General features: G+C 69.6%; 26 protein-coding genes and 1 tRNA gene. 9 read left to right on the top strand and 18 right to left on the bottom strand.

Going from position 1 to position 25,204, the window contains the following annotated elements:
- Positions 1-65: 65 nt before the first annotated feature.
- The 3 genes from groL to ACI8U3_RS06870 all read right to left on the bottom strand — a co-directional run bounded on the left by groL (position 66) and on the right by ACI8U3_RS06870 (position 3,635).
- Entirely contained in the window at positions 66-1,715 is a 1,650-nt protein-coding gene (groL, locus tag ACI8U3_RS06880) for a chaperonin GroEL (RefSeq protein ID WP_415014127.1), read from the bottom strand.
- A gap of 57 nt (positions 1,716-1,772) precedes the next feature.
- Positions 1,773-2,060 (bottom strand): co-chaperone GroES, encoded by a 288-nt coding sequence (gene groES, locus ACI8U3_RS06875; protein ID WP_021698725.1) that lies wholly within the window; start codon positions 2,058-2,060, stop codon positions 1,773-1,775.
- A 135-nt stretch (positions 2,061-2,195) separates the two neighbouring features.
- On the bottom strand, positions 2,196-3,635 hold the full coding sequence (locus ACI8U3_RS06870) for a tetratricopeptide repeat protein (protein WP_415014126.1): 1,440 nt from the start codon (positions 3,633-3,635) through the stop codon (positions 2,196-2,198).
- Between the two features lie 168 nt (positions 3,636-3,803).
- Here ACI8U3_RS06870 and ACI8U3_RS06865 point away from each other — a divergent pair, with 168 nt between their 5' ends.
- Positions 3,804-4,253, top strand: coding sequence for a YMGG-like glycine zipper-containing protein (locus tag ACI8U3_RS06865; protein WP_415014125.1), 450 nt, complete (start codon positions 3,804-3,806; stop codon positions 4,251-4,253).
- 71 nt (positions 4,254-4,324) lie between these two features.
- On the opposite strand, the gene pgi is transcribed toward ACI8U3_RS06865, so the two are convergent.
- On the bottom strand, positions 4,325-5,929 hold the full coding sequence (gene pgi, locus ACI8U3_RS06860; protein ID WP_415014124.1) for a glucose-6-phosphate isomerase: 1,605 nt from the start codon (positions 5,927-5,929) through the stop codon (positions 4,325-4,327).
- Positions 5,930-6,034: 105 nt separating this feature from the next.
- On the opposite strand from pgi, the gene ACI8U3_RS06855 reads away from it, so the two are divergent.
- A complete protein-coding gene (locus ACI8U3_RS06855) occupies positions 6,035-6,481 on the top strand; it encodes a hypothetical protein (RefSeq protein WP_415014123.1) in 447 nt (148 codons plus the stop codon).
- A 3-nt stretch (positions 6,482-6,484) separates the two neighbouring features.
- Here the strand turns inward: ACI8U3_RS06855 and ACI8U3_RS06850 are convergent, their stop codons facing one another.
- The 4 genes from ACI8U3_RS06850 to ACI8U3_RS06835 form a co-directional block, all read right to left on the bottom strand.
- Positions 6,485-7,159, bottom strand: a complete 675-nt coding sequence (locus ACI8U3_RS06850; RefSeq protein WP_415014122.1) for a thioredoxin family protein — start codon at positions 7,157-7,159, stop codon at positions 6,485-6,487.
- A 29-nt stretch (positions 7,160-7,188) separates the two neighbouring features.
- Positions 7,189-9,330: a protein-disulfide reductase DsbD family protein gene (locus ACI8U3_RS06845; RefSeq protein WP_415014121.1), complete on the bottom strand. Its 2,142-nt coding sequence runs from the start codon at positions 9,328-9,330 to the stop codon at positions 7,189-7,191.
- 85 nt (positions 9,331-9,415) lie between these two features.
- A complete protein-coding gene (locus tag ACI8U3_RS06840) occupies positions 9,416-10,270 on the bottom strand; it encodes a haloacid dehalogenase-like hydrolase (RefSeq protein WP_415014120.1) in 855 nt (284 codons plus the stop codon).
- Positions 10,267-12,624, bottom strand: a complete 2,358-nt coding sequence (locus tag ACI8U3_RS06835; RefSeq protein WP_415014119.1) for an ATP-binding protein — start codon at positions 12,622-12,624, stop codon at positions 10,267-10,269. Before ACI8U3_RS06835 ends, ACI8U3_RS06840 begins: the two co-directional genes overlap by 4 nt.
- A 119-nt stretch (positions 12,625-12,743) precedes the next feature.
- Between ACI8U3_RS06835 and ACI8U3_RS06830 the strand changes: the two genes are divergently transcribed.
- Positions 12,744-13,163: a metallopeptidase family protein gene (locus ACI8U3_RS06830; protein WP_415014118.1), complete on the top strand. Its 420-nt coding sequence runs from the start codon at positions 12,744-12,746 to the stop codon at positions 13,161-13,163.
- A 186-nt stretch (positions 13,164-13,349) separates the two neighbouring features.
- Here the strand turns inward: ACI8U3_RS06830 and ACI8U3_RS06825 are convergent, their stop codons facing one another.
- The 3 genes from ACI8U3_RS06825 to tsaD are packed head-to-tail and all read right to left on the bottom strand — an operon-like array spanning position 13,350 to position 15,875.
- Positions 13,350-13,733 carry a Rieske (2Fe-2S) protein gene (locus tag ACI8U3_RS06825; protein WP_415014117.1) on the bottom strand — a complete coding sequence of 128 codons (384 nt, stop codon included), beginning with the start codon at positions 13,731-13,733 and terminating at the stop codon, positions 13,350-13,352.
- Entirely contained in the window at positions 13,733-14,734 is a 1,002-nt protein-coding gene (locus ACI8U3_RS06820) for an NAD(P)H-dependent glycerol-3-phosphate dehydrogenase (RefSeq protein WP_415014116.1), read from the bottom strand. The genes ACI8U3_RS06825 and ACI8U3_RS06820 overlap by 1 nt, the downstream gene beginning before the upstream one ends.
- Before the next feature lie 10 nt (positions 14,735-14,744).
- Entirely contained in the window at positions 14,745-15,875 is a 1,131-nt protein-coding gene (tsaD, locus tag ACI8U3_RS06815) for a tRNA (adenosine(37)-N6)-threonylcarbamoyltransferase complex transferase subunit TsaD (RefSeq protein WP_415014115.1), read from the bottom strand.
- 58 nt (positions 15,876-15,933) lie between these two features.
- On the opposite strand from tsaD, the gene hemC reads away from it, so the two are divergent.
- The 3 genes from hemC (at position 15,934) to ACI8U3_RS06800 (ending at position 17,710) form a co-directional block, all read left to right on the top strand.
- Positions 15,934-16,872: a hydroxymethylbilane synthase gene (gene hemC / locus ACI8U3_RS06810; protein ID WP_415014114.1), complete on the top strand. Its 939-nt coding sequence runs from the start codon at positions 15,934-15,936 to the stop codon at positions 16,870-16,872.
- Positions 16,872-17,594: a uroporphyrinogen-III synthase gene (locus ACI8U3_RS06805; RefSeq protein WP_415014113.1), complete on the top strand. Its 723-nt coding sequence runs from the start codon at positions 16,872-16,874 to the stop codon at positions 17,592-17,594. Before hemC ends, ACI8U3_RS06805 begins: the two co-directional genes overlap by 1 nt.
- Before the next feature lie 40 nt (positions 17,595-17,634).
- Positions 17,635-17,710: transfer RNA gene (locus tag ACI8U3_RS06800), tRNA-Thr, on the top strand.
- A 21-nt stretch (positions 17,711-17,731) separates the two neighbouring features.
- On the opposite strand, the gene ACI8U3_RS06795 is transcribed toward ACI8U3_RS06800, so the two are convergent.
- The 6 genes from ACI8U3_RS06795 to sdhC are packed head-to-tail and all read right to left on the bottom strand — an operon-like array spanning position 17,732 to position 21,893.
- The gene (locus ACI8U3_RS06795) at positions 17,732-18,064 is read right to left on the bottom strand and encodes a PilZ domain-containing protein (RefSeq protein WP_415014112.1); all 333 of its coding nucleotides are present in this window, start codon (positions 18,062-18,064) and stop codon (positions 17,732-17,734) included.
- 46 nt (positions 18,065-18,110) lie between these two features.
- Positions 18,111-18,431 (bottom strand): 2Fe-2S iron-sulfur cluster-binding protein, encoded by a 321-nt coding sequence (locus ACI8U3_RS06790; RefSeq protein WP_415014111.1) that lies wholly within the window; start codon positions 18,429-18,431, stop codon positions 18,111-18,113.
- A 9-nt stretch (positions 18,432-18,440) separates the two neighbouring features.
- Positions 18,441-19,244, bottom strand: a complete 804-nt coding sequence (locus tag ACI8U3_RS06785) for a succinate dehydrogenase iron-sulfur subunit (RefSeq protein WP_415014110.1) — start codon at positions 19,242-19,244, stop codon at positions 18,441-18,443.
- Between the two features lie 2 nt (positions 19,245-19,246).
- The gene (gene sdhA / locus ACI8U3_RS06780; RefSeq protein WP_415014109.1) at positions 19,247-21,031 is read right to left on the bottom strand and encodes a succinate dehydrogenase flavoprotein subunit; all 1,785 of its coding nucleotides are present in this window, start codon (positions 21,029-21,031) and stop codon (positions 19,247-19,249) included.
- A gap of 8 nt (positions 21,032-21,039) precedes the next feature.
- Positions 21,040-21,444 carry a succinate dehydrogenase, hydrophobic membrane anchor protein gene (gene sdhD / locus ACI8U3_RS06775; RefSeq protein ID WP_415014108.1) on the bottom strand — a complete coding sequence of 135 codons (405 nt, stop codon included), beginning with the start codon at positions 21,442-21,444 and terminating at the stop codon, positions 21,040-21,042.
- Positions 21,441-21,893 (bottom strand): succinate dehydrogenase, cytochrome b556 subunit, encoded by a 453-nt coding sequence (gene sdhC, locus ACI8U3_RS06770; protein WP_415014107.1) that lies wholly within the window; start codon positions 21,891-21,893, stop codon positions 21,441-21,443. The genes sdhD and sdhC overlap by 4 nt, the downstream gene beginning before the upstream one ends.
- A gap of 173 nt (positions 21,894-22,066) precedes the next feature.
- Here sdhC and ACI8U3_RS06765 point away from each other — a divergent pair, with 173 nt between their 5' ends.
- Entirely contained in the window at positions 22,067-22,678 is a 612-nt protein-coding gene (locus tag ACI8U3_RS06765) for a hypothetical protein (protein WP_415014106.1), read from the top strand.
- Positions 22,679-22,709: 31 nt separating this feature from the next.
- Positions 22,710-23,846, top strand: a complete 1,137-nt coding sequence (locus ACI8U3_RS06760; RefSeq protein ID WP_415014105.1) for a serine hydrolase domain-containing protein — start codon at positions 22,710-22,712, stop codon at positions 23,844-23,846.
- Here the strand turns inward: ACI8U3_RS06760 and ACI8U3_RS06755 are convergent.
- A complete protein-coding gene (locus ACI8U3_RS06755) occupies positions 23,843-24,814 on the bottom strand; it encodes an NAD(P)H-quinone oxidoreductase (RefSeq protein WP_415014310.1) in 972 nt (323 codons plus the stop codon). The two genes, ACI8U3_RS06760 and ACI8U3_RS06755, sit on opposite strands and share 4 nt — an antisense overlap.
- 80 nt (positions 24,815-24,894) lie before the next feature.
- Here ACI8U3_RS06755 and ACI8U3_RS06750 point away from each other — a divergent pair, with 80 nt between their 5' ends.
- On the top strand, positions 24,895-25,101 hold the full coding sequence (locus tag ACI8U3_RS06750) for a DUF1192 domain-containing protein (protein WP_415014104.1): 207 nt from the start codon (positions 24,895-24,897) through the stop codon (positions 25,099-25,101).
- The last annotated feature ends 103 nt before the right edge of the window (positions 25,102-25,204 follow it).

Raw genomic sequence — 25,204 nt, 5'->3', positions numbered from 1 at the left:
CCACGAAAAAGGGCGGAGCCATGCGGCCCCGCCCTTCCTGTTCAGTCTGAACGGAGTGAACTTCCTTAGAAGTCCATGCCGCCCATGCCGCCCATGCCGCCGCCCATGTCCGGGGCGCCGCCGCCCGAGGACTTCTTGGGGGCGTCCGCCACGGCGGCTTCGGTGGTGATCAGGATGCCGGCCACGGAGGCGGCGTCCTGCAGGGCGGTGCGGACCACCTTGGCGGGGTCGATCACGCCCATCTTCACCAGGTCGCCGTACTCCTCGGTCTGGGCGTTGAAGCCGAACGAGGCGTCCTTGTTCTCCAGCACCTTGCCGACCACGATGGAGCCTTCGACGCCCGCGTTCTCGGCGATCTGCCGGATCGGGGCCTGGATGGCGCGGCGAATGATGGCGATGCCGGCCGTCTGATCGGCGTTGTCGCCCTTCAGGCCTTCCAGCGCCTTGCTCGCCTTCAGCAGGGCGATGCCGCCGCCGGGGACGATGCCTTCTTCAACGGCCGCGCGGGTGGCGTTCAGGGCGTCGTCGACGCGGTCCTTCTTCTCCTTGACCTCGACCTCGGTCGAGCCGCCGACGCGGATCACCGCGACGCCGCCGGCCAGCTTGGCCAGACGCTCCTGCAGCTTTTCCTTGTCGTAGTCCGAGGTGGTGTCCTCGATCTGGCGCTTGATCTGGGCGATGCGGCCCTCGATCGCGTCCTTCTCGCCGACGCCGTCAACGATGGTGGTGTCGTCCTTGGTGATGGTGACCTTCTTGGCCTTGCCCAGCATGTCCAGGGTGACGTTTTCCAGCTTGATGCCCAGGTCTTCCGAGATCACCTGGCCGCCGGTCAGGACGGCGATGTCCTCCAGCATGGCCTTGCGGCGATCGCCGAAGCCCGGCGCCTTGACGGCCGCGACCCGCAGGCCGCCGCGCAGCTTGTTGACCACCAGGGTGGCCAGGGCCTCGCCCTCGATGTCCTCGGCGATGATGACCAGCGGACGGCCCGACTGAACCACGGCTTCCAGGATCGGCAGCATGGCCTGCAGCGAGGACAGCTTCTTCTCGTGGAGCAGGATCAGAGGCTCCTCGAGATCGGCCTCCATCTTGTCGGCGTTGGTGATGAAGTAGGGCGACAGGTAGCCGCGGTCGAACTGCATGCCTTCCACGACGTCCAGCTCGGTCTCGGCGGTCTTGGCTTCCTCGACCGTGATGACGCCTTCGTTGCCGACCTTGTCCATGGCCTTGGCGATCATCTCGCCGACTTCCACGTCGCCGTTGGCCGAGATGGTGCCGACCTGGGCGATTTCCGAGTTGGCCGAAACCTTCTTGGAGTTGGCCTTGATCTCGGCGAGGACGGCGGTGACCGCCTTGTCGATGCCGCGCTTCAGATCCATCGGGTTCATGCCGGCGGCGACCGACTTCAGGCCTTCCTGCACGATGGACTGAGCCAGGACCGTGGCGGTGGTGGTGCCGTCACCCGCCTTGTCGTTCGTCTTCGAAGCGACTTCGCGGATCATCTGGGCGCCCATGTTCTCGAAGGCGTCTTCCAGCTCGATTTCCTTGGCCACCGAAACGCCGTCCTTGGTCGAGCGCGGGGCGCCGAAAGACTTCTGGATGACCACGTTGCGGCCCTTGGGACCCAGGGTGACCTTCACCGCATTGGCGAGGACGTTGACGCCGCGCAGCATCTTGTCGCGCGCGTCGGTGTTGAACTGTACGATCTTGGCGGCCATGTTCGGCAGCTCCTATCTATATGTTTTCTTTGGAAAAGGCCTCAGACGTCGGGTGCTTTAGGACAGCACGCCCAGGACGTCGGATTCCTTCATGATGATCAGGTCGTCGCCGTCGATCTTCACTTCCGTGCCCGACCACTTGCCGAACAGGATACGGTCGCCGGCCTTCAGCTCCAGGGCGTTGACCTTGCCGCTGTCGTCACGGGCGCCGGGGCCCACGGAGACGACTTCGCCTTCCTGGGGCTTTTCCTTGGCGGTGTCGGGGATGATGATCCCGCCCTTGGTCTTGGATTCTTCTTCCACGCGCTTGACCAGCACGCGGTCGCCGAGAGGACGAAACGCCATCTGTATGATCTCCTTAAAGGATCGAGTTCCTGACCCGAGGCGGAGACTGTTAGCAGCCGCTGCACCCGAGTGCTAATGCGCTCGGCAGATAGGCCGGGCGCCGGGGCCGGTCAAGGGATCAGGCGGGATGAATTTTCAGCGCGGCGCGTGCGCGAGGGCCCAGTCGGCCCGAACCTGCCGCCCGAAAAGAGGCTGGGTCCGGCGAAGGGCGCCGGCATGCAGACCGGTCCCCGTCCCGATGCGCTGAAACAGGGCCGTCTCCGCCTCATCAAGCCGCAGTCGCGCCTCGGCCGCCCGGCCGTCGTCCAGCAGGAAATCGGCCACGGCGACGGTCTGGCGCATGGCCTCGGGATGTCCCGGCGACAGGCGTGTGCGCGCGATCTCGAGGGTCCGCCCATAGACCGCCTCGGCCTCGGCCTGACGATCCAGCCGCGCCAGAGTCAGGGCGTAGCCGTCCAGGGTGGCGAGGATGTCGGGGCTATTCGCCCCCACCGCGGGCTCCAGCGCCGCCAGCGCCCGCACGAACAAAGGCTCGGCCTCCGAATGCTTGTCCTGATCGCCCAGGATCAGGGCCAGGTTGGCGAAGGCGATGCCGGTGAACGGGTGGTCCGGTCCTGCGACCTGCACCAGCAAATCCGCCGCGCGGCGGAATATGGGGTCGGCTTCCGGCGATCGCCCGGTCATGCGCAGGTGCCAGCCCAGATTGGTCAGGCACTGGGCGAGAAGCTCATCATCCCCGGAGCCTTCGGCGATGCGCACGGCGCGCCGATAGACCGGTTCGGCCGCATGCTCGCGGCCCCGGCGGCGCAGGATGTTGCCCAGATTGGACAGGGCGATGGCCACGCTGGGATGGTCCGGGCCGCTCGCGGCCTCATAGACCGTCAGGGCGTCGCGGTAGGCCCGGTCCGCCTCGTCATACCGGCCCTGGGCCTGCAGGCTGACCGCCAGTTGGTTCATGGCGTCGGCGGTGAGGGCATCCGCCTCTCCCAGATGCTCACGGCGCAAGGCCAGGGCGCGGCGGGCATGGCCCTCCGCCTCCTCGGCGCGGCCCAGGAAATCCAGAATGCGGGCGCGGTCGTAGGCCAGGGCCGCCTGCCCCGGCCCATCCAGCGCTTCGCCGCCGAGCGCCTCGGACCGGTCCAGCAGGGTCAGGGCTTCGGCGTAACGGCCCTGATTGGTGCGGATGCGCGCCAGGGAGGCGGTGGCCCGCCCGGCCGCCGGGTGGGCGTCAGGCCCTGCCGCTTCCAGCCGTTCGGCCGCTTCCGCCAGCACCGCATAGGCCCCGTCCACATCGCCCAGCGCCAGACGGGAGCGCGCCGCGTCCGTGAAGGCTTCCGCCGCCTCTGCGGCGTTGTTGTTCAGGATCAGGGCGCGCCCGGCCTCGGCGAAGGTTTCCGCCGCCGCCGCATGATCGCCGGCGTCGCGGCGCGCCGCCGCCTGACGGGTCAGGATCTGCGGGTCGGCGGCAACGGCGACCCGTGACCCCGCGCCGGTCTGGGCCAGAACAGGATGCGCCCCCGCCAAACCCATGGCGGCGGCTGCCAGAATGCAGATTGACCCGGCTCTTAGCGACATGGCGCCTCCCGTAACGACGGTATGGCCTGCCCGCACGGGCCGCAAGGCTGTGATCCGCCTGAACCACAGATGAACGAGCGGCTCCGGGGGTGTTCAGGCTGGATCGCCATGATGAAGGCTCAACAGACAGCCGCCGTTTCCGGCGGATGCGATCGAAAGGAGCCGATCATGATGAAATTCCGCACCCTGGCCGCCGGCGCCGCGGGCGCCCTGGCCCTGACCGCCGTATCCGCCGCCCCCGCAGCGGCTGACGACCGTGAACGCGACGCCCTGGTCGGCGCCGGCATCGGCGCCATCGCCGGCGCGCTCATCGGCAACGGCGACGGAAACTACATCGCGGGCGGCGCTGTTGCCGGCGCGGCCCTGGGCTACGCCAGCGCTGACGACGATGATCGCCGCTATTACCGCAACGGTCGCTACTACCGGGACGGCCGTTATTACCGCAACGCCGAGGAATGGCGCCGTTACAACAACCGCTACGACCGTCGCTATGACCGCCGGGCGGATCGTCGGGACTGGCGTCACGAGCGCCGCGAGGACCGCCGCGACTGGCGTCAGGATCGCCGCGAGGATCGCCGGGATTGGCGCCGCGACCGCCGTGACGACCGTCGCTGGTAAGCCATAAAGACGACGCCAGATCGTCTCTCTCCGAGGGGGCGGGCCTGAAAGGGTCCGCCCCTTTCGCTTGGTCAGTCGGACAGGCGCTCGACCAAGGCTGAGGTTGAGGGGTCGTGGGGCCGGGCCTGACCGCTTTCCACCTCGCCCAGGATGGTGCGGGCCATGGCCTTGCCCAGCTCGACGCCCCACTGGTCGAAGCTGTTGATGCGCCAGATGATCCCCTCCACGAACACCTTGTGCTCATACAGGGCGAGCAGGGCGCCCAAGGTTTCGGGGGTCAGGCGCTCCATCAGAATGGCGGTGGACGGCCGATTGCCGGGGAAGGTCTTGTGCGGGGCCAGACGGTCCGCTTCGGCGGGCGCATGGCCGGCCGCGGTCAGTTCATCCCGCGCCGCCTTCAGAGATTTGCCCATCATCAGCGCCTCGGCCTGGGCCAGGGCGTTGGCCCACAGGGCGGGCTGGGGCCGGTCTTCCTCGTCGCGGGCGACGATGACGAAATCGGCGGGGACTGTTTCCGGCCCCTGATGCAATTGCTGGAAGAAGGCGTGCTGGCCGTTGGTGCCGGGCTCGCCGAACACCACCGGACAGGTCTGGCGCGGGACGGGCGAGCCGTCTTCGCGGATGCGCTTGCCGTTGGACTCCATCTCCAGCTGCTGGAGGAAGGCGGCCAGACGGCGCAGGCGGTGCGCGTAGGGCGCCACCGTGCGCGCCCCGCGCCCCAGTCCGTTGACGTTCCAGATTTCTGCGGCGGCCATCAGCACCGGAGCGTTCCGCTCCAGCGGCGCGTCGCGGAAGTGGGCGTCCATGTCCGCCGCCCCGTCCAGCATGCGCTGGAACAGGTCGGGCCCCAGGCCGATGGCGCAGGACAGGCCCACCGCCGACCACAGGGAATAGCGCCCCCCGACCCAGTCCCGGAACGCGAAGGTGCGGCCGCAGCCGAACCGCTCCGCCAGCTGGGGCGCGGCGGTGACGCCGATGAAGTGCCGGTCCAGACCGTCGGCGGGCAGGGCGGCGGCCAGCCACTGACGGGCCAGCTCGGCGTTGGCCAGGGTCTCCTGGGTGGTGAAGGTCTTGGAGACCACGATGACCAGGGTGGTTTCCGGGTCCAGTCCGGTCAGGGTCTGGTCCATCTCGGCCCGGTCGATATTGGCCACGAAGCGGACCTCGATGTCCGGCGTGCGGGGCGACAGGGCGTCCCACACCAGTCGGGGCCCCAGATCCGACCCCCCGATACCCACATGGACGACGGCCTTGAACGGCTTGCCCGTGGCGCCCGTCTCATCCCCTGACCGCACGGCTTCGGCGTAATCGGCCATGGCCTTGCGCACCGCCTCCACCTCGCGCGACACCGGCTCGCCCAGGGCGCGATAGTCGCCGCCGGGCCGGGCCCGCAGCGCGGCGTGCAGCACGGCGCGACCCTCGGTGAAATTGACCGCCTCGCCGCCGAACAGCCGCGCCCGCGCCGCCGCGATTTCGGCCCCGTGCGCCAGACCCAGCGCCGCCTCCAAGCCCTCGCGGGTCCAGCTCTGCTTGGACAGATCGACGGTCAGGCCTGCAGCCTGAACCGTCAGCCGCGACAGGCGGTCCGGGTCGGCTGTGAACTGATCGACGATGCGCACGCCGCGATCCCGGGCGGCGACGGAGTCAAAGGCGGTCCAGGCGGCGTCGAGATCCATGGCGGGCTCCCAGGGGCGTTTCATCAGGGTCAACACATCGTTTACGGGGCGGGCGTAAGCCGGGGCAACCGGCATTCCGTCGAATCGCCGCCGAAGGAGCCCGCCATGTCCTGCGGAGTGATGATCGCCGCCGCCCTGATGCTGACCGATCCCTCGGTCGCCGCAACGCCGGCGCCCGCATCGTCGGTCGAGACGCCGGTGGCGGGCGAGCCGCTGTTTCTGGACATCGTGTCCCGCTCACAGGCCCTGAAGGGGGTCGTGGACGGCTGGATCGAGACCGGTTTCAACGCCCATGCCTTCGCCGGCTTTCGTCAGGACGCCGAGGCGCTGGCCGCGCTGGACATGCAGGGGCATGTCACCCTGCGCGAGCGCAATGTGGATGGCGATCTGAAATGCATCCTGCGCGGCATCGCCGAGGACATGCCCGGTCGCCTGGAGGCGGTGGAGACCGCCCCCAACGAGCGTGAGCGGGGCGTGGCGCTCAGCGAGCTGTCGCACCTGCTGGACGACAACGCCGCCGTCATCCTCGCCCCGCCGCAACCGGGCTCCTGACGATCAGGCCGCCTCGGCGCCCTCTTCCAGTTCGTCAGCGTATTTGATCGAACAGCCGTAAGGCTGGGCGAAGGGCGTCGCTACGGGCCGTCCCGCCCCGTGGTCGTCCAGCGCCGCGCGCACATAGTTGGTGGCGCCGTCCAGCGTCGCCACGTCCGAACTTGGCCGATCGTCGATGCCGCCGGTGAAGATGATGCGACCTTCCTCATCGATCACGCGCATGTCGGGGGTGGTGACCGCGCCGTAAGCCCGGCCCGTCTCGCCGGTGGGGTCCGCCAGCAGATGGGTGAAGTTCGCGTCGTACTCGCCCCGCCAGCCGCGCGCGTCCTCGCCCTCCACATAGCCTTGGGTTCCCGGGGCGGACGAGATGATGGTCAGCCAGACCACGCCGTCTTCGGTCGCCTCTTCCTGAAGCTGCTGCATGGCGCCGGTGTAGTGCTTGCGCACATAGGGGCAGTCCTCATTGGTCCATTCCAGAACCACGACGCGGCCCCGGAAATTGGACAGCGACACCTGCTCGCCCTCGGCGTTCGCCAGGGTGAAGTCCGGCGCCATCTGACCTTCAGCCTCGGCGGTCTCTGTGGTTTCGGGCGCGTCGGCAGGGGCCTCGGCCTGCTGCCCGCAGGCGGCGAGAACGAGGGCGGACGCGGCGGCCATGGCCAGGATGCGGATCTTCATGGGATAGGCTCCTTGGTTGGTCGAAGGGATCAGGCGGCGTCGTTCAGGGCCTCGGCCACGAGGCCGGGGGTCAGAAGCTGGGGCAGGATGCGCGGCGCGTCCGAACCGGGCGAATAGACCAGATAAAGCGGAACGCCCGAGCGGCCGTGCCGCTCCAGCTCCGCGGCGATGGCGTCGTCCCGCAGGGTCCAATCTGCGACCATATAGACCGCGCCAGTGGTCTCGACGGCGCTGCGCACCCGCTCGGACGCCAGGGCGGCGCGTTCATTGACCTTGCAGGTGACGCACCAGTCGGCGGTGAAGTTCACGAACACCACCCGGCCCTCGGCCCGGGCGGCCTGAACCGCTTCGGGCGACCACGGGGTTGAGGACAGGGTCGAACCTTCGCTCCCCGGCGTCCCGACCGCGTCCGGCGCGCGGGCCAGAGAGGCGCCGGCGCCCGCGAACCCCACGGCCGCGACGATGGACAGGACGGCGGCGACGCTGCTGACCATGCCGCCGCGCCCCTCGGCCCGCGCCGTCTGGCGCCAGCCCCACAGAAACAGGCCCAGCGCCAGCATCAGGGCGCCGGCCATCAGCAAGGCCAGGGACTCCGCTCCCGCCTGTCGGGCGAACACCCAGACCAGCCACAGGGCCGCGCCGTACATGGGGAAGGCCAGAACGCCCTTCAGCCGGTCCATCCACGGACCGGGGCGCGGGAACCGCTTCAGCAGGCCGGGCGACAGGCTGACCGCCACATAGGGCAGGGCCAGACCCAGCCCCAGCATCAGGAACACCGACACCGCCATGGGCGCCGGCATCACCAGCGCGGCCCCCAGCGCAAAGGCCATGAAGGGCGCGGTGCACGGCGCCGCCACCACCACCGCCAGCACGCCGGTGAAGAAGGCCCCCGCGCCGCCGGGCAGGCGCGACAGGCGTCCGCCCGCGCCGCCCTCGGCCAGCCCCTGCGCCGCCATGCCCACACCGAACACGCCCGACAGGTTCAGGCCCACCGCCAGCATCAGCAGGGCCAGCCCCGCGATCACGCCCGGCGACTGCAGCTGGAAGCCCCAGCCCACGGCCTGCCCTGCGGCCCGCAGCCCGATCAGGGCCACGGCCAGAATCAGGAAGGTGGTCAGCACTCCGGCCAGGAACGCCAGCCCGTCGCGCCGCGCCTCGCCCGGCTCGTGGGCCGAGGCCGACAGGGACGCCGCCTTCATGGCCAGAATCGGGAACACGCACGGCATCAGGTTCAGGATCAGCCCGCCGACCAGGGCGAACAGCGCCGCCTGCAGGAACACGCCCACGCCAGTGGGCTTCGCGCCCTCCGCCAGCGCGCCCTCGCCGCTGGTTCCCGCCAGCGGCTCACCCACCTCCGCGATGATCTCCCAGGCGCCTTCCGACGTGGACAACACCCCCGCCATCGGCCCGGAAAGGCCACCGGTCAGGATGGCCCGGCCCGCCGTCAGGGTCAGCGACAGGCCGTCCGGTCCCCGCTCGCCCGGCTGGTCTGCCGGATGATCGATGACCCCGCCCTCGAAGGGGAAGAAATAGACGTCGGACAGGCCTTCATCTGTCAGGGCGTCGCCCGTGACGCTCAGCAGCACCGTCTCACCCTGACGCGTCACGCGCGCGGTCAGGTCGCCGGGGCGCGGCGCGGTCTCGAGGATGCGGGAAATGGCCGCCCCATGCGCCCGGTCCAGCGGCGCCTCTCCGTCATCCACCCGCAGATCCAGCGTCAGGGTCAGCTCGTCCGGCACGCACATCTCGTCGCTGCACACCATGAACAGGGCGTCGACGGACAGCGGCAGGACCGATCCCGGCGCCGCATCGGCCGGAATCTCGATGGGAACCGGCAGATAGACCTGATCCGAATAGCCGTAGTTCATCAGGCTCTGCAGTCGCTGACGCTCGGGCAGAGGCCAGACGATGTCGCCCGCCTCCACCCCGCCGGGCAGGGTCCAGTCCAGTTCGGTGGGGCCGCCGGAATCCCCGGGGTTGCGCCAGTAGGTGTGCCAGCCCGGCTCGATGTCCTGGCGCACGGCCACGATGGCGGTAGAGCCCGGCGCGGCCCACTGGCTCATGGGGACCAGTTCGGCGGCGATGCGCTCGGTGCGCTGCACCTGCGCGCTCACGGGCAAGGCCGCGCACCAGACAAACAGACCGATCAGGACAGCCGACAGCAGGCGCATTCAGTCTCCACGGGTGTTGCGGTTCTGACGGGCCGAACCCTACCCGTCCGGCGCGCGGGCGCAACCGGAACCGGCGCCGCAGGCTCTATTGATCGGCGGGCATGGTCCCGGCGTTCACCGCGATACGACCGATCAGGCCCTTGACGATCAGGTCCAGCGGCGAGCCCTCGCGATAGTCGGCGGCGGCGACGAAATTGACCCGATCCTCCGAGATCAGCGAATAGATCTTCGCCTGGTCCCGCTCGGAATTGCGCGGGTCATAGACGGCGATGGAGAAGCCGCCCTTGGTGTGCATCATCTTCATGGTGGGCACGTCGGTGTCCCCGTCGCCCAGGAAGATCATGCGTTCGAAAGGGACCGGCCGCTCGTCGTCGGGAATGAAGCGGTTGATGCGCTCGTGCTCATAGTGGTTCAGCACGCCCTTGTTGATGCGGAACAGGTACTGGGTCTTGGTGGTGTAGTTCACCCCCACCGCCGGCCACACGGCCACGCCCTTGTCATCATAGACGAATTTGGACGCGAACACGTGGCGGAAGGCGTCCCGGATGGGGCACCCGTCGATCATCTCCTCCAACCCGGCCGAGATGATGTAGTGCTCGATGTCCAGACCGTAGCGCGCGCCGAAGGCGTCGATGCGCTCGAACCAGCCGGGCCCGGTCAGATCCGTCTTCAGCCCGTCGAACAGCTTCACGTCATGGCCGTGCTCGCGCAGATCCCGGCGGGTGATCGGCTGGCCGTTCTCCCGCGCCCGGGCCAGCATCAGCTGCATGTACATCAGGATGTTGTCGCCGTCGGCTTCGCGGGTCAGGCGGTCCGCCTCGCCCCAGAAATCGCCGATGCCCATGCCCACGGAGGGGATGAAGGTCACCTCCTGCATGTTGCCGCGCGCCAGGGTGCCGTCGAAATCGTAGATCAGGGCGGTCTTGAGCGGTTTCGTCATGCCCGGCTCTCCTGAAGATCGAGGCCCAGCTCGGGATGGGCCGCCGATGTCACCGTGTCGTGGGGCAGATGCAGGATGAAGCTGGCGCCCTTGCCCGGCTCGCTCTCCACCTCGGCCCAGCCGCCGTGCAGCTCGATCAACGCCTTGACCAGGGCCAGGGCCACGCCGGGACCGCCCCGTTCGCGCTGGATGTAGCGGTCGAAGACGTGCGCCTGCAGGTGATAGGGGATGCCGTGGCCCGTGTCGGTGACGCGGAACCGGGTCTCGCCCACGCCGCGCGCGGCCTCCAGAGTGACCCGACCGCCCTCGCTGATGGAGCGGGCCGCGTTGTCCAGCAGATGATCCAGCGCCTGGACCAGTCGCTTCTGGTCCGCACGCACCGCGCCGATCTTGTCCGGGCAGATCACCTCGACCACACCGCCGCGTCCCTCCACCCGCGCGCGCACCCGTTCGGCGCACTGGTCCAGCACGTCACAGACGCGCACGTCGCCGAGACTCAGGTCCATCTCGCCCGCGTCGATCTGGGCCATGTCCAGCACATCATCAATGGAGCGGGCCAGCTGGCTGGCGGCCACGCGAATGGCGCCGGCGTGCTGCCGCGACCGTTCGTCCAGCGCCGCCTGCGCCTCCAGCAACTCCGAATAGCCGACGATGGTGGTCAGGGGCGTGCGCAGTTCATAGGAAACGCTGCCCACGAACTGCCGCTTCAGCTCCTGGCTTTCCTTCAGGGCCGCTTCGCGCTCGCTCAGCGCCTGTTCCAGTGCGCGCCGCGCGGTGACGTCGGCGAAGGCCACCAGGGTCGCGCCGTCGGGCAAGGGGCGCGTCTGCCAGGCCGCCAGCCGCCCATCCCGGGTGCGTGTCTCGCCCGACACCGCCACGCGGCTCTCCGGGTCCGGGTCCGCGACCCGCGCCTTCAGACCCAGCCACAGGGCGGGGTCCGGCGCCGTGCGCTTGCACAGCTCGGCCAGGGAATCGAAATCGCCAGCCTCGCCCAGCTGGTCGGCGGTGACGCTCCAGAAGCGCTCGAACGCCTCATTGTGCAGACGCAACCGCCCGTCCGAACCGAACACCGCCACCGCGTCGTTCAGCTTGTCCAGGGTGGCGCGCTGCACCTGGATCTGGGCGTTGTAGCGGCTGCGCAGGTCCAATTCCCCGGTGATGTCCGAGAACAGCAGCAGAACCCCGCCCAGCGGGTGCGGCTGGCGCACCACGCGCAGGGTCCGGCCGTCCGGCAGGGACCAGCTGTCGTCCGGCGCCGCCTCGGTGGCGCCGTAGAACTCCAGCTCCTTCGCCTTCCACGCGGGATAGTCGTCCCGCTCCGGCAACTGGCGGCGCTGGCGCAGGCGGTCCAGCAGCTCCGCGTGGGTGGGCCGGTCGTCCAGCCAGGCCGGATCGACGCCGAACAGCTGCTGGAAGGCGGTGTTGTGATAGGCCAGTCGCTTGGACGGACCGAAGATGGCCACGGCGTCAGCCAGATGGTTCAGGGTCTCGTCGTGGCCCTCCACATGGCGGCGCAGGGTGTCGCGGGTTTCCTCGGCCTCGGTGGCGTCGATGGCGAAGGCGGCCGCGCCCATGATCTCGCCCGCCTCGCCGCGGCCCAGCGGCTCGGCGACGATCCGCCAGGCCCGCCGGCGTCCGCCACCCGAGGTCCAGCGAAACGCTTCCTGACGCAGACCCAGCCGCGCCGCCTCGGCCATCAGGGCGTCGGCGCCCCGGTCAAAACTGAGCCCCCGCTCGCGCGCGTCCTCGACGCTGGTCGCCTTTACCTCATCCAGCCAGGCCCGATTGGCCCAGGCCAGCCGCCCGGCGCCGTCCACCCGCCATGCGGGCACGGGCGACAGGTCGGTCAGGGGCTCGGCCTCACCTGCGCCTTCGTGGATGCGGGTCTCGTCGCCGGACAGCTTCAGCCAGGCTGCGCCGGCCGAAGCCCGCCCCTGCACCCGCAAGGCCCCGCGCGGCGTGCGGGCGATGAAGTCGCAGGGCGCGCCCCGTTCACGCAGTCGCTCCAGCCGGTCCGCGTTTTCGGGCGAGGTCGCCGCCAGGGCCGCAACCACGTCGCCGGGCTCGTCCGCGCCGAACAGGATGCGCCGCACATTGGCCTGATCCGAGGGTTCGCCCAGCAAATCGCCGGCTTGCCCGTCCGGGCTGGGTGACAGGGCGATGAAGGCTTCTCCGAAGGCGCCCAGGCTGGCGTCGCGGTCGGCGAGCCGGCCCTCGGCGGCCGTCAGGCGGCCGGCGTCCTCCATGGCGCGCGTCAACATGCGCCGCCTCAGCCGCCAGGCCCAGGCGCTGACCGACAGGGCCAGCCCCGCCGCCCCGGCGGCGGCCACAAAAGCGATGTCGGCCTCAGCCATGGTCCTCACCCGCCGATTCGGCGTTCACCATAAACTGAAACGGGGGATTTCCATCCCCCGGAGGCGTCATGGGGCCACGGTGCGTTGCCAGCGGAACGATCAGGCCCGATATGCGCAGCATGACCGACGCCGTTTTCGCCTGGGCCGACCAGTCCGCCCCGTCCCTGGATGACTTCGCCCGTCTGGCCGAAGCCGCCTTCGCCGACCTGCCGGGTGAGTTCCGCGCCCACACCGGCGAGGTGGAATTCCGCATTCTGGACTTCGCCGACCCGGACACCCTGTCGGAAATGGGTATCGAGGATCCGTTCGAACTGACCGGCCTGTATCATGGCGTCGATCTGTCCCAGCGCAGCGTGTCCGACCCCTCGCCCCAGCCCTCGCGCATCTATCTGTATCGCCGCCCGATCCTGGATGAATGGAGCGAGCGCGGCGACGTGGGTCTGTCCGAAATCATCGCCCACGTCCTGATCCACGAGATCGGCCACCACTTCGGCCTCAGTGACGACGACATCGACGCCATTGAGGCCGGGCTGCGCTGATCCGTCTCCTCCCCGCTTGCGGGGAGGGGGACCGCCCCGGCGACTCAGCCGGGGTGGTGGAGGGGGCGACTCGGTTTCGCTGGATGAATCGCTAATCCCCGACCGACAGCGCCGCCCCCTCCGTCACGGGCGCTGAGTCGCGCCCGCGCCACCTCCCCATCCCAAGCGATGGGGAGGAGACATGGCCTACGCCGTGCGGATCACCCCGCCCGAGGCCTCCACCGGCCAGGGCGTCAGCCGCCCGCCGGCGCACGGGCCGCCCACGCATTCGCCGGTCAGCGGCTTGAACACCGCCCCGTGCCAGCCGCACAGGATCAGCGCGCCGTCCCGCGTCAGATATTGGTCCAGCTCCACCGCCAGTGGAAAGCCCTGGTGGGGACAACGATCGACCCATCCGGCGACCTGATCGTCCTTGCGCACCACGAAGCCGTGGAAATACGCCTCGCCGATCTGCAGCACGAAGGCGCGCGAGCCGGGATCGGCGATGTCGCCCTCCGCGCACAGGGTGACCCCCGGCGGCGTCTTCCAGACCCGCTTGCGTTCAGCGGGCGGCGTCTCCGGTTCCGCCACTAGTCCGCCTCGAGCCGGATGGGTCGCGTCAGCAGGGCGTCGATGGCCTGATCCACGCTCCAGCGCCCGGCCAGCACCTCGGCGGTGGCGGTGCATATGGGGGCGTCCACCGCCAGCTTTTCGGTCAGATCGCGCACGGCCGGGGCGCTCTCATAGCCCTCGGCCACGGACCGCTTGCCGGCCAGAGCTTCTTCCACCGTCTGGCCCCGGCCCAGCGCCAGGCCCAGGCTCATGTTGCGGGACTGCGGGCTGGAGCAGGTCAGGACCAGATCGCCCAGACCGCACAGGCCGCGCACGGTCTCGGGCCGACCGCCCAGCGCCTCGGCGATGCGGGTGACCTCGGCGAAGCCGCGGGTGATCAGGGCGGCGTGGGCGCTGCGGCCCAGTTCGCGCCCCTCGACGATGCCGCAGGCGATGGCCAGTACATTCTTGATGGCGCCGCCGATCTCGGCGCCCACCAGATCATCCGCCAGATAGGGACGGAAGGTCGGGGTGGCGATGGCCGCCGCGATGGCCTTGCCCAACGCCTCGTCCTCACAGGCCAGGGTCACGGCGGTGGGCAGCCCCTTGGCCACCTCTCCGGCGAAGCTGGGGCCGGACAGGACCGCCGACGGCGTGTCGGGCAGCACTTCGGCCAGCACCTCGGTCATCAGCTTCAGCGAGCCGCGCTCGATACCCTTTGAGCACAGCACCACCGGCGCGCCCCCGCCGGTCTGGTCCCGGAACGCCTCCAGCGTGGCGCGCAGGTGCTGGGCCGGCGGCACCGCCAGGATCAGGTCGCAGCCCTTCAGGTCCGCCATGTCGCCGGTGGCGGCGACGCCGTCCTCCAGCGTCACGCCGGGCAGGAACAGATCGTTGCTGCGCCGCTGCCGGATGCTGTCCACCACCTCGGCCTCGCGGGCCTGCAGGGTGGTCTTCAGCCCGGCCCGCGCGCAGACCTGGGCCAGGGCGGTGCCCCAGGCCCCTGCGCCGATCACCCCCGCCGTCCTGAATCCGGCCATGCGTTCTCCCTTACGCCTTCGCGCCTTTACGGCCTGTTTTATAGAGCGGGTCGGCCAGCGCCGTCGCCTCGTCCAGCGGCCAGCGCGGGCGCGCCGCCACGTCGATGTCCGAAACCAGCCCCAGCGCCAGTCGTTCCGCTCCCGCCAGGGCGATCATGGCCGCATTGTCGGTGCAGTAAGCCAGCGGCGGGGCCAGAAAATCAAACCCGCGCGCGGTCGCCGCCCGCTCCAGCTCTGTCCGCACGGTCTTGTTGGCCGCCACCCCGCCCGCCACCACCAGCAGGCGATGGTCATGGCGGCTCGCATAGTCGTCCATGGCCCGCGCCGACCGCTCGGTCAGCTGGCGCGCGATGGCTTTCTGCACCGCGTCGGCCAGATCGGCCCGGTCCTGCTCGGTCTCACAGGTCGCCGCCAGCTTCGCCGCCGCCGTCTTCAGACCCGAGAACGAGAAGTCGCAACCCTTCCGTCCCAGCAGGGCCCGGGGCAGCTCGAACCGCGACCCGTCGCCGGTCGCCGCCAGCTTTTCCAGCGCCGGGCCGCCCGGATAGCCAAGGCCCAAAGTCTTGGCGATCTTGTCGAAAGCCTCCCCCGCCGCGTCGTCGATTGTGGCGCCCAGCCGGGTCATGTGGCCGATGCCCCGCACTTCCATCAGCTGGCAGTGCCCGCCCGACACCAGCAGCAACAGGAACGGATAGGGCGCGGGCGCCGCCAGACGGGCCGACACTGCGTGGCCCTCCAGATGGTTCACCGCGATCAGGGGAATGCCCCGCGCCAGGGCCACCGCCTTGCCGAAGCTGAGCCCCACCATGACGCCGCCGACGAGGCCCGGCCCGGCGGTCGCCGCCACCGCGTCCAGCCCCTCGAAATCCACGCCGGACTCTTCAATCGCCCGGCGCGCCGTGCCCGCGATGGCCTCCACATGGCTACGGGCCGCGATCTCGGGCACCACCCCGCCGAAGGGGGCGTGATCCGCAATCTGGCTGTGCACCACCGAGGACAGCACCTGCACCGTTCCGTCGGGCGCCTGGCGCACCACCGAGGCCGCCGTCTCGTCACAGCTGGTCTCCAGCCCCAGCACGGTCAGGACGCGCGGTTCCACTGACGTTGCCGCCGCCGCCTCGCTGCTATAGTCCGCGCCCATGCTCATCGGGTGGAGGTAGCCCCCCGCCCCCGCCCGCGCAACAGAAAGCCCGCCCGCCTTGCCCACGCCCCTTCGTCTCGGAACCCGCCGCTCGACCCTGGCCATGGCCCAGTCCGGCATGATGCAGCGCGCCGTGGCCCGGGCGCTGGGCGCCGCCGAGGACAGCGTGGATGACGCGGTGGTCCTGGTCCCCATCGTCACCACGGGCGACCGCATCCAGGACCGACGCCTCATGGACGTGGGCGGCAAAGCCCTGTTCACCAAAGAGATCGAGCAGGCCCTGATCGATGGCCGCATTGATCTGGCGGTCCACTCCCTGAAGGACGTGCCCGCCGACATGCCGCCGGGTCTCGTGCTGGCCGCCATCCCCGAGCGGGAGGACCACCGCGACGCCTTCGTCAGCGTCAACCATTCGGGCCTCGACGACCTGCCTAACGGGGCCTTGGTGGGAACCGCGTCCCTGCGCCGTCAGGCCCAGCTGCTGGCCGCCCGCCCGGACCTGCGCATCCAGATGCTGCGCGGCAATGTTGACACCCGCCTGAACCGCCTCGCCGCCGGAGACTTCGACGCCATCCTGCTGGCCGCCTCGGGGCTGAACCGTCTGGGCCGGTCCGAGGTGATCACCACCTGTCTGGACGTGGAGCGCTTCGTGCCCGCCCCCGGTCAGGGCGCCCTGGCCATCCAGACCCGGTCCGAGGACGCCCTCGCGCCCTGGGCCGCCGCCCTCAACCACCGCCCCACCGCCGTCGCCGTGACCGCCGAGCGCGGCGCCATGCTGGCGCTGGAGGGCTCCTGCCGCACCGCCGTCGGCGCCTATGCGTTCATCGAAAACGACCGCCTGTCCCTGACCGCTGAAATCCTGGCCCCCGATGGCTCGGCCCGCTGGCGGCATTCGGGTGAAATCCAGTCCCCCACTACCGAGACCGCCCACGATCTCGGCGTCCGCATCGGCGACGCTGTCCATGCCGACGCGGGCGATCAGGAACTGCCCGCCTGATGGACCGGTCCGCCCACGCGCCCCTGCGCCTGTGGGTCACCCGCGCCCGCCCCGGCGCCGAGGCCACCGCCGCGCGTCTGAAGGAAATGGGTCATCGGCCGCTGATCTCGCCCCTGCTGGCGATCCGTCGTCTGAAGCCGCGGCTCGATCTTGCCGGCGTCGGCGCGGTCGCCTTCACCAGTCGCAATGGCGTCGCCGCATTCGCCGCGCTCAGCCCCGAACGCGCCCTGCCGGTCTTCGCCGTGGGCGACGCCACCGCCGAGGCCGCGCGAGATGCCGGTTTCCGGAACGTACGCTCCGCCGCCGGGGATGTGACCGCCCTGTCCGCCCTGATCACCGTTGAACCTGCAGAGGGAAGCGTCCTGATCGCCGGCGCCCGCGAACCCGCCGGCGACCTGCCGGGCGCCCTGAAGGCTGCTGGTGTGAAGACCCGCGCGGCCGCCCTCTACGCCGCCGTCGCCGCCACGGGCGGCCGCGGCCTTGTTGCGCTGAAAGCCGGCAAGCTGGACGGCGTCCTGATCCATTCACCCCGCGCCGCCCGGCGTCTGGCCGACCTGACCATGGGCCTGGTCCCCGCCGCCGGCGCCGTGCCCGCCTTCTGCATCTCGCCCGCCGCCGCCGCGCCCCTCAGCGCATCGCCCGCCTTCGCCCCACTGGCCGCCGCGCACCCCGACGAAGGCGCCCTTCTGTCCCTTCTTGGCAAGCCGCGCCCGCCCGTATAAAGAGCCGTCCTCGCGCGCGGCCATCCGCCCCGCGCACCGGGCCGCCTTAGCTCAGCCGGTAGAGCATCGCATTCGTAATGCGAGGGTCGCGTGTTCGAGTCACGCAGGCGGCACCATTTTTTTCCGTGAATGCCGTCTTATCGCCCGCCCATGCGGCGCCAGGCGTCGCGGGCGGGGGCGAAGCGTTGGGCGACCAGACCGCCCAGCCGGGATTCGGCGGTGATCTTCAGGCCGACCTCGTGGCCCTTTTTCCAGGCGACGCGGCCCTCGCGCCCAACGCCGCCGGGAATGTCCACCACCACGATGATATCGGGCAGGGCCAGGTCGCGCTGAAGCCGGATGCGCAGGCCGCCTTTGGATTCATCCAGCAGTGCGCAGCCCACTTCCAGACCCGGGGCCACCACGACGCCGGGCGCATTGGTGGCGCGGCGCGGCTCGGCCCGGCGGTCGTCTTTTCCCTTGAAAATCATACGCGGATGAACGCCCGACGGTGAGGAACGTGCCCCGTGGAGGGCGTCAGTGCTGGTTCTCGGGCAGGCGCACGATCAGACCGTTCAGATCGTCGCTGACCCGGATCTGGCACGACAGGCGCGAGTTGGGCTCCACCGCCTCGGCGAAATCCAGCATGGACTCCTCCATGGCCGACGGCCGTCCGGTCTCGGCCTGCCAGTCCGGGTCCACATACACATGGCAGGTGGCGCAGGCGCAGGCGCCGCCGCAGTCCGCGTCGATGCCCGGCACATTGTTGCGGATGGCGCCCTCCATGACGGACAGACCGGTCTTCACGTCCACGACGTGCTCGGTCCCGTCATGCTCGATGTAGGTGATTTTCGCCATCGGGTCCGCTTAGGCCTCGGCCTTCGCGCGCTTCCGTTCCTTGGACACCATCAGCTTCTTGGTCTCGGCGATGGCCTTGGCCGGGTTCAGGCCCTTGGGACACACCTGGGTGCAGTTCATGATGGTGTGGCAGCGGTAGAGCTTGAAGGGGTCCTCAAGGTCGTCCAGCCGTTTCTGGGTCGCGTCGTCGCGGCTGTCGGCGATCCAGCGGTAGGACTGCAGCAGGGCCGCCGGGCCCAGATAGTCCTTCTGGTTCCACCAGTAGCTGGGGCACGAGGTGGAGCAGCAGGCGCACAGGATGCACTCGTACAGCCCATCCAGCTTCTCGCGATCCTCGGGCGACTGCAGCCGCTCCTTATCCGGGTCCGGCTCATCGGACTGCAGATAGGGCTGGATCGAGTCGTACTGGGCGTAGAACAGCGACAGGTCGGTCACCAGGTCCTTGACCACCGGCTGATGGGGCAGCGGCGCGATGGAGATGGTGGAGGAGGAACACTCCTCCCATCCCTTGGTGCAGGCCAGGCCGTTGCGGCCGTCGATGGCCATGGAGCACGATCCGCAGATGCCCTCGCGGCACGAGCGGCGGAACGCCAGGGTCGGGTCTATGGTGTTCTTGATGTGGATCAGCGCGTCCAGCAGCATGGGCCCGTGATCGTCGGCCGAGACCTCGAACACGTCCCAGCGCGGCGCCTCGTCCACCTCGGGATCATAGCGATAGACCTTGTAGGTCTTGACGTTGGTCGCGCCTTCGGGGGCCTTGTGGACCTTGCCCGTGGTGGGTTTGGAACCGCGCGGAAGGGTGAGCTGGACCATGCTTAGTAAACCCTCGCCTTGGGCTTGATGTAGTCGATGTCGCTGGACATCGTGTACTCGTGGACCGGTCGGTAATCGATCGCCACGCCCTGCCCCGGACGCTTCCACGCCAGGGTGTGCTTCATCCATTCCGCGTCGTTGCGGTCCGGATAGTCCTCGCGGGCGTGGGCGCCGCGGCTTTCCTTGCGGTTGGCCGCGCTCTCGATGGTGACCAGCGCCTGATCGATCAGGTTGTCGTATTCCAGGGTCTCGACCAGATCGGTGTTCCAGATCAGGCCGCGATCGGTGGTCTTGATGTCGTCGCCGGCCGCGTGGATGGCGCGCAGCTTGGCCACGCCCTCGTCCAGGGTCTTGCCGGTGCGGAACACCGCCGCGTCGGACTGCATGGCCCGCTGCATGTCGTCGCGCAGCTTGGCCGTGGGCGTGTCGCCCGAGGCGTGACGGAAGCGGTCCAGACGGGCCAGGTGCGCGTCGGTGGCGCCGGCGGGCGCGGCCGGGACCGGCGCGGCCTTGTCCACCACCTCGCCGGCGCGCAGGCCGGCGGCGCGGCCGAACACCACCAGATCGGTCAGGCTGTTGGAGCCGAGACGGTTCGCGCCATGCACCGAAACGCACGCCGCCTCGCCCACGGCCATCAGGCCGGGCACCACCGTGTCGGCGTTTTCGCCCACCTTGGTCAGCACCTCGCCGTGATAGTTCGTGGGGATGCCGCCCATGTTGTAGTGCACCGTCGGCAGGACCGGGATCGGGGCCTTGGTCACGTCCACGCCCGCGAAGATCTTGGCGCTTTCGGAAATGCCCGGCAGGCGCGCGTGCAGGGTCTTGGGATCCAGGTGATCCAGATGCAGGAAGATGTGGTCCTTGTTGGGACCGACGCCGCGGCCTTCACGGATCTCGATGGTCATGGAACGGCTGACCACGTCGCGGCTGGCCAGGTCCTTGGCCGAGGGGGCGTAGCGTTCCATGAACCGCTCGCCCTCGGAGTTGGTCAGATAGCCCCCCTCGCCCCGGGCGCCCTCGGTGATCAGGCAGCCGGCGCCGTAGATGCCGGTGGGGTGGAACTGCACGAACTCCATGTCCTGCAGCGGCAGGCCGGCGCGCAGCACCATGGCGTTGCCGTCGCCGGTGCAGGTGTGGGCGCTGGTGGCCGAGAAATAGGCGCGACCGTAGCCGCCGGTGGCCAGGATCACCAGCTTGGCGCGGAAGCGGTGCAGCTGGCCGTTGTCCAGCTGCCAGGCGGTCACCCCGGTGCAGGCGCCGTCCTGCATGATCAGGTCCAGAGCGAAATACTCGATGAAGAACTTCACCTCGCGGCGCACCGACTGGCCGTACAGGGTGTGCAGGATGGCATGGCCGGTGCGGTCGGCGGCGGCGCAGGTGCGCTGCACCGGGCCCTCGCCGAAATTGCGGGTCATGCCGCCGAAGGCCCGCTGATAGATGCGGCCGTCCTCGGTGCGGCTGAACGGCACGCCCCAGTGCTCAAGCTCGTAGACGGCCTTGGGCGCCTCGCGCACCAGATATTCGATGGCGTCCTGGTCGCCCAGCCAGTCCGACCCCTTGACGGTGTCGTACATGTGCCACTTCCAGTCGTCCTCGCCCATGTTGCCCAGTGAGGCGGAGATACCGCCCTGCGCCGCCACGGTGTGGGAGCGGGTCGGGAAGACCTTGGTGACGCAGGCGACCTTCAGCCCCTGCTGGGCGGCGCCGAGCGCGGCGCGGAGGCCGGAGCCGCCGGCGCCCACGACGACGACGTCGTATTCGTGATCGACGAATTCATAAGCAGCCATATCTGAACTCAGGCCCCGAAGCCGGCGGGCAGCGGCGCAGACCCCAGCGCCAGCCGCGTGATGAGGAAGACGCCGGCCGCGGCCAGCACCAGGAAGATCAGGTTCGACAGGCCCAGCAGCAGGGCCTTGTTGTTCGGACGGTGGATGTAATCCTCGATGATCACTTTCCAGGCCAGGGCGGCGTAGCCCAGGAACACGACGAGGGTCAGGGCCGCCAGCACCGCATTCAGCGGGCGGCCGAACCAGGCCATCACGGTCTCATAGTCCGCGCCCGCCAGGGTGAAGGCGCTGAAGGCCGTCCAGACGCCCAGCGGGATAAGGGCGAGGAGCGAAACCCGCTCAACGACCCATTCGCCCGAGCCGTGGCGCTCGGAGATCTTCACGCGGTTCTTGTACTGGGCATAGCCGCTCACAGCGAAACCCTCCCCGAAGCGAACAGCACGACCCAGAACAGGACCGCCAGCACCACCGGCCCCCACACAGCGATGTGCGACAGCAGGTTCGCCGAAGGCACGCTGAGACCGTTGCCCGTGTCGTTATATACGTGGCGCGCGCCGTTCAGGATGAACGAGAACAGCACCAGCGTCAGGCCGAACCCGATGATCAGGCCCAGAGGCGATCCCATGAAGCCCGCCGCGCCCGCGAACGCCTCCGGCCCGAAGGCCAGGGCCGTCAGCCAGCCGATGACCAGGATGGCGCCGAAGCTGGCCGCCCCGATGGTCGCGCGGAACAGGATCGAGGCCAGCATGGTCACGTGCCAGCGCCAGATCTGAAGGTGAGGAGACAGGGGCCGGATACGGCCGTTGGGCTGGCGCACGAAACGGCCGGTCTGGTCGTCGTCGGCGTCTGAGGCGGTCGACATGCGAATCGTTCTCAAACCGTTGTAAAATCAGCGATGATGCAGTGCCGAAGGCTTTACGAACCGGCGCATGGGGGTGTCAACGCGCCCAGGCGTCACAGTTGACAAGTGCGGGTCGAATTCGCGTCTCGCAAGGCCGCGCTTGCGCCGCGGGGTTCAGCCGCTAGCTTGTCTCCATGATCTGGCTCGCCGCGACCCTCGCCATGACCGCCGTCCAGGACGGCCCGGTTCCCTATACCGCCGCCTCGCCCACGTCGCAGGAACGCTATTCCGGCCCGCCGGTGCGGCCTTATGAGCCCTCCTGGGACACGCCGCAGGCCGAGGGCGACGCCTATATGGTCACGCGGCGGGCACTGGAGACGCCCGTCGTCCTTCAGGCCTACGACGGAACCTACGAAGCCACGCCGACGGACGCCGAGGTGGTCTATCAACAAGGCGTGACCTCCGCCGCCATGCGCGCCAACGCCCTCATGGGACCTCTTGACGGCCTCTGGCGCGTGGCCGCGTCAGATGGAACGCCGGTGCTGGAGCTTCTGATGATGGACCGGGGCGACGGGGCTTTGGTGGAAGGCGCCTGGCGCGAGCCCGCGGCGCCCGAGGCCGCCCTGACCAGCCGACGCCTCGGCGCCCTGTCGCTGGTTGTACGCTCGGGCCAGACCCTGGTCATTGACGTGGACGACCCGGACGGACCCGCTCGCCTCGAGCTTGAGCGCGACGGCGCCGGATGGCGCGGAACCCTGGAGCGAAACGGGGCCGCCACGGCTGTGGTCATGGCGCCGCTCGGCTGACATTGCGGCTCGCAGGGCTTAAGTGCGGGGCATGATCGATATCCACGGACCCTGCCCCGACCGCTTCGCCGCCGTGAAGGACGCCTTCGCCGCCAATTTCACCGGCGCCCCGGAAGGGCTGGACGAACTGGCCGCCCGTTTCTCCGTCTGCATCGGCGGCGAGACGGTCATCGACCTGTGGGCAGGCCACGCCGACGCGGCGAAGACCACGCCCTTCACCGACCGATCGCTGGTCCCGGTCTTCTCCACCGGCAAGGTGGTCATGAGCCTGATGATCGCCACGCTCGTGGAGCGCGGTCTCGTCACTTACGACACCCCGGTGGCCGACGTCTGGCCCGCATTCGGACAGGCGGGCAAGGACACGATCACCCTGGGCCAGCTGATGAGTCATCAGGCGGGTCTGGCCGGCTTCGACCAGACCGTCGACCCATCCGTCTGGTTCGAGCCCGAGGCGGTGCTGGAGCGGCTGGCCGCCCAGCCCCCCATGTGGGAACCCGGAACCGCGTCCGGCTATCACCCCATCACCATCGGCTATCTGGCGGGCGAGGTGTTCCGCCGGCTGGACGGGCGGACCATGGGCACGGCCCTGCGCGAGGACTTCGCCGAGCCCTTCGATCTCGACCTGTGGATCGGCCTGCCGGAGGACCAGCACGACCGCGTGGCCCAGTTGCGCAAGCCCTCGGCCCCGCCCGATCTGGGGACCATCGACGCCGTCAAGAAAGCCGCCTTCCTCGATCGCGGCTCGGCCCCCGGTGGTCGCGGCTCGACCGAGTGGCGCAAGATGGAGATTCCGTCCGCCAACATGCACGCCCGCGCCGACGCCCTGGCGCGCATCATGGGCGTGCTGGCGGGCGGCGGAAAACTGGACGGCAAGACCATCCTGTCGGCCGAAACCCTGGCCGAGGCGACCCGCCAGCGCATCCACGGCCCCGATCGCGTCCTGCCCTTCACCATTCGCTGGGCGGCGGGCTGGATGCGCAACGAGGGCCTGAACATCTTCGGGCCGAACCCGGGCACGCTGGGGCACTACGGCTGGGGCGGCTCCTGCGCCATGGCGGACCCCGAGACCGGCGTCTCGGCGGCCTATGTGATGACCCGCCAGTCGCCGCACCTGATCGGCGACCCGCGTGCACTGCGGCTGTTCGAGGCGCTCTACGCCGCGCTCTAGACGGCCAGCACGACCTTGCCGGTGTGCGCGCCGGCTTCAAGAAAGCTGTGCGCCTCCGACGCGGCCTCCAACGGAAAAACGCGATCCACGACCGGCCGGACGCGGCCGTCCGCGATCCAGGGCCACAAGGTCGTTTCGACCGCCTCGGCCAAACGCGCCTTTTCGTCGGCGTTCCGGCCCCTCAGCGTCGATCCGGTCAGGGTCAGGCGGCCGCGCATCAGGCGGGACAGATCGACCTCGGCCATATTTCCCGACTGGAAAGCGATCACCACCCAGCGTCCGCCCGGTTTCAGCGCCTGAAGGTTCTGCTGCGCATAGGCTGCGCCGACCATGTCCAGCACCACGTCCGCCCCGCCCGCGTCCTGTACGGCTTGCAGGAACTGTCCGTCCGAAGCATCGATCGAGACGTCGGCGCCCAGCGCCGCCGCCGCCTTCGCCTTGTCCGCGCCGCGCGAGGTGGCGATGACCCGGGCGCCCGCCCCCCTGGCCGCCTGGATCGCCATGACCCCGATGCCGGATGTGGCCCCGTGCACAAGCAGGGTCTCGCCCGTCGCCAACCGGCCATCCTCGAACACGTTGGTGAAGACGGTAAAGGCGGTTTCGGGCAGGGCCGCCGCCTGAATGAAATCAAGACCGGCGGGGATCGGCAGCACATGGCGCGCATCCACCACCGCGTACTCGGCATAACCGCCGCCGCCCAGCAGGGCGCAGACCCGGTCGCCGGGCCGCCAGCGGTTCACGTCCGCCCCAACGGTCTCGACCTCGCCCGCCACCTCCAGTCCCAGAATGTCCGGCGCGCCCGGCGGCGGCGGATAAAGGCCCTTGCGCTGAAGGATGTCAGGCCGATTGATCCCGGCCGCCCGCACGCGGATCAGAACCTGACCCGGCCCGGGTTCCGGCGTGGAACGCTCACCTATCACCAGCGCCTCGGCGGCGCCCTTGCCGCCTTCAATCTCGATCACCCGCATGTCCGGCCCTTGCAATCCCTGACGTCCGCGCGTTTTCATAAGCGGTCAGGGGACGGACGCAAAGGCGAGGGAGCAAGGCGATGGTTTTCGAGGATGCGGGTCCCCGTCCGGCGCGCGGCGCGGCCGTCAGGGATCTGACGCGCGAGGATCTGGACCTCTATTCGGTCGAGGATCTGGATGAGCGCATCGAGGCGTTGAAGGCGGAAATCGTCCGGTCCGAGGCGGCGCGCGCGTCCAAACAAGCCCGAAAGAGCGACGCGGACGCCCTGTTTTCCTTCAAATCCTGATATTTGCGCCGGATTGACGCGAAACTGGGGGCGGTCATGGCACGCGGGTTGCAATCCCGGTCGGCGGCGCCAGCATGGGTGTCGGAATCGGGCGCCGGGAACA

The sequence above is a fragment of the Brevundimonas sp. genome, assembly GCF_047617075.1.
GTDB lineage: Bacteria > Pseudomonadota > Alphaproteobacteria > Caulobacterales > Caulobacteraceae > Brevundimonas.
Note: the sequence above shows the minus strand (reverse complement) of the source record. Positions and strands in the feature narration are given on the sequence as shown.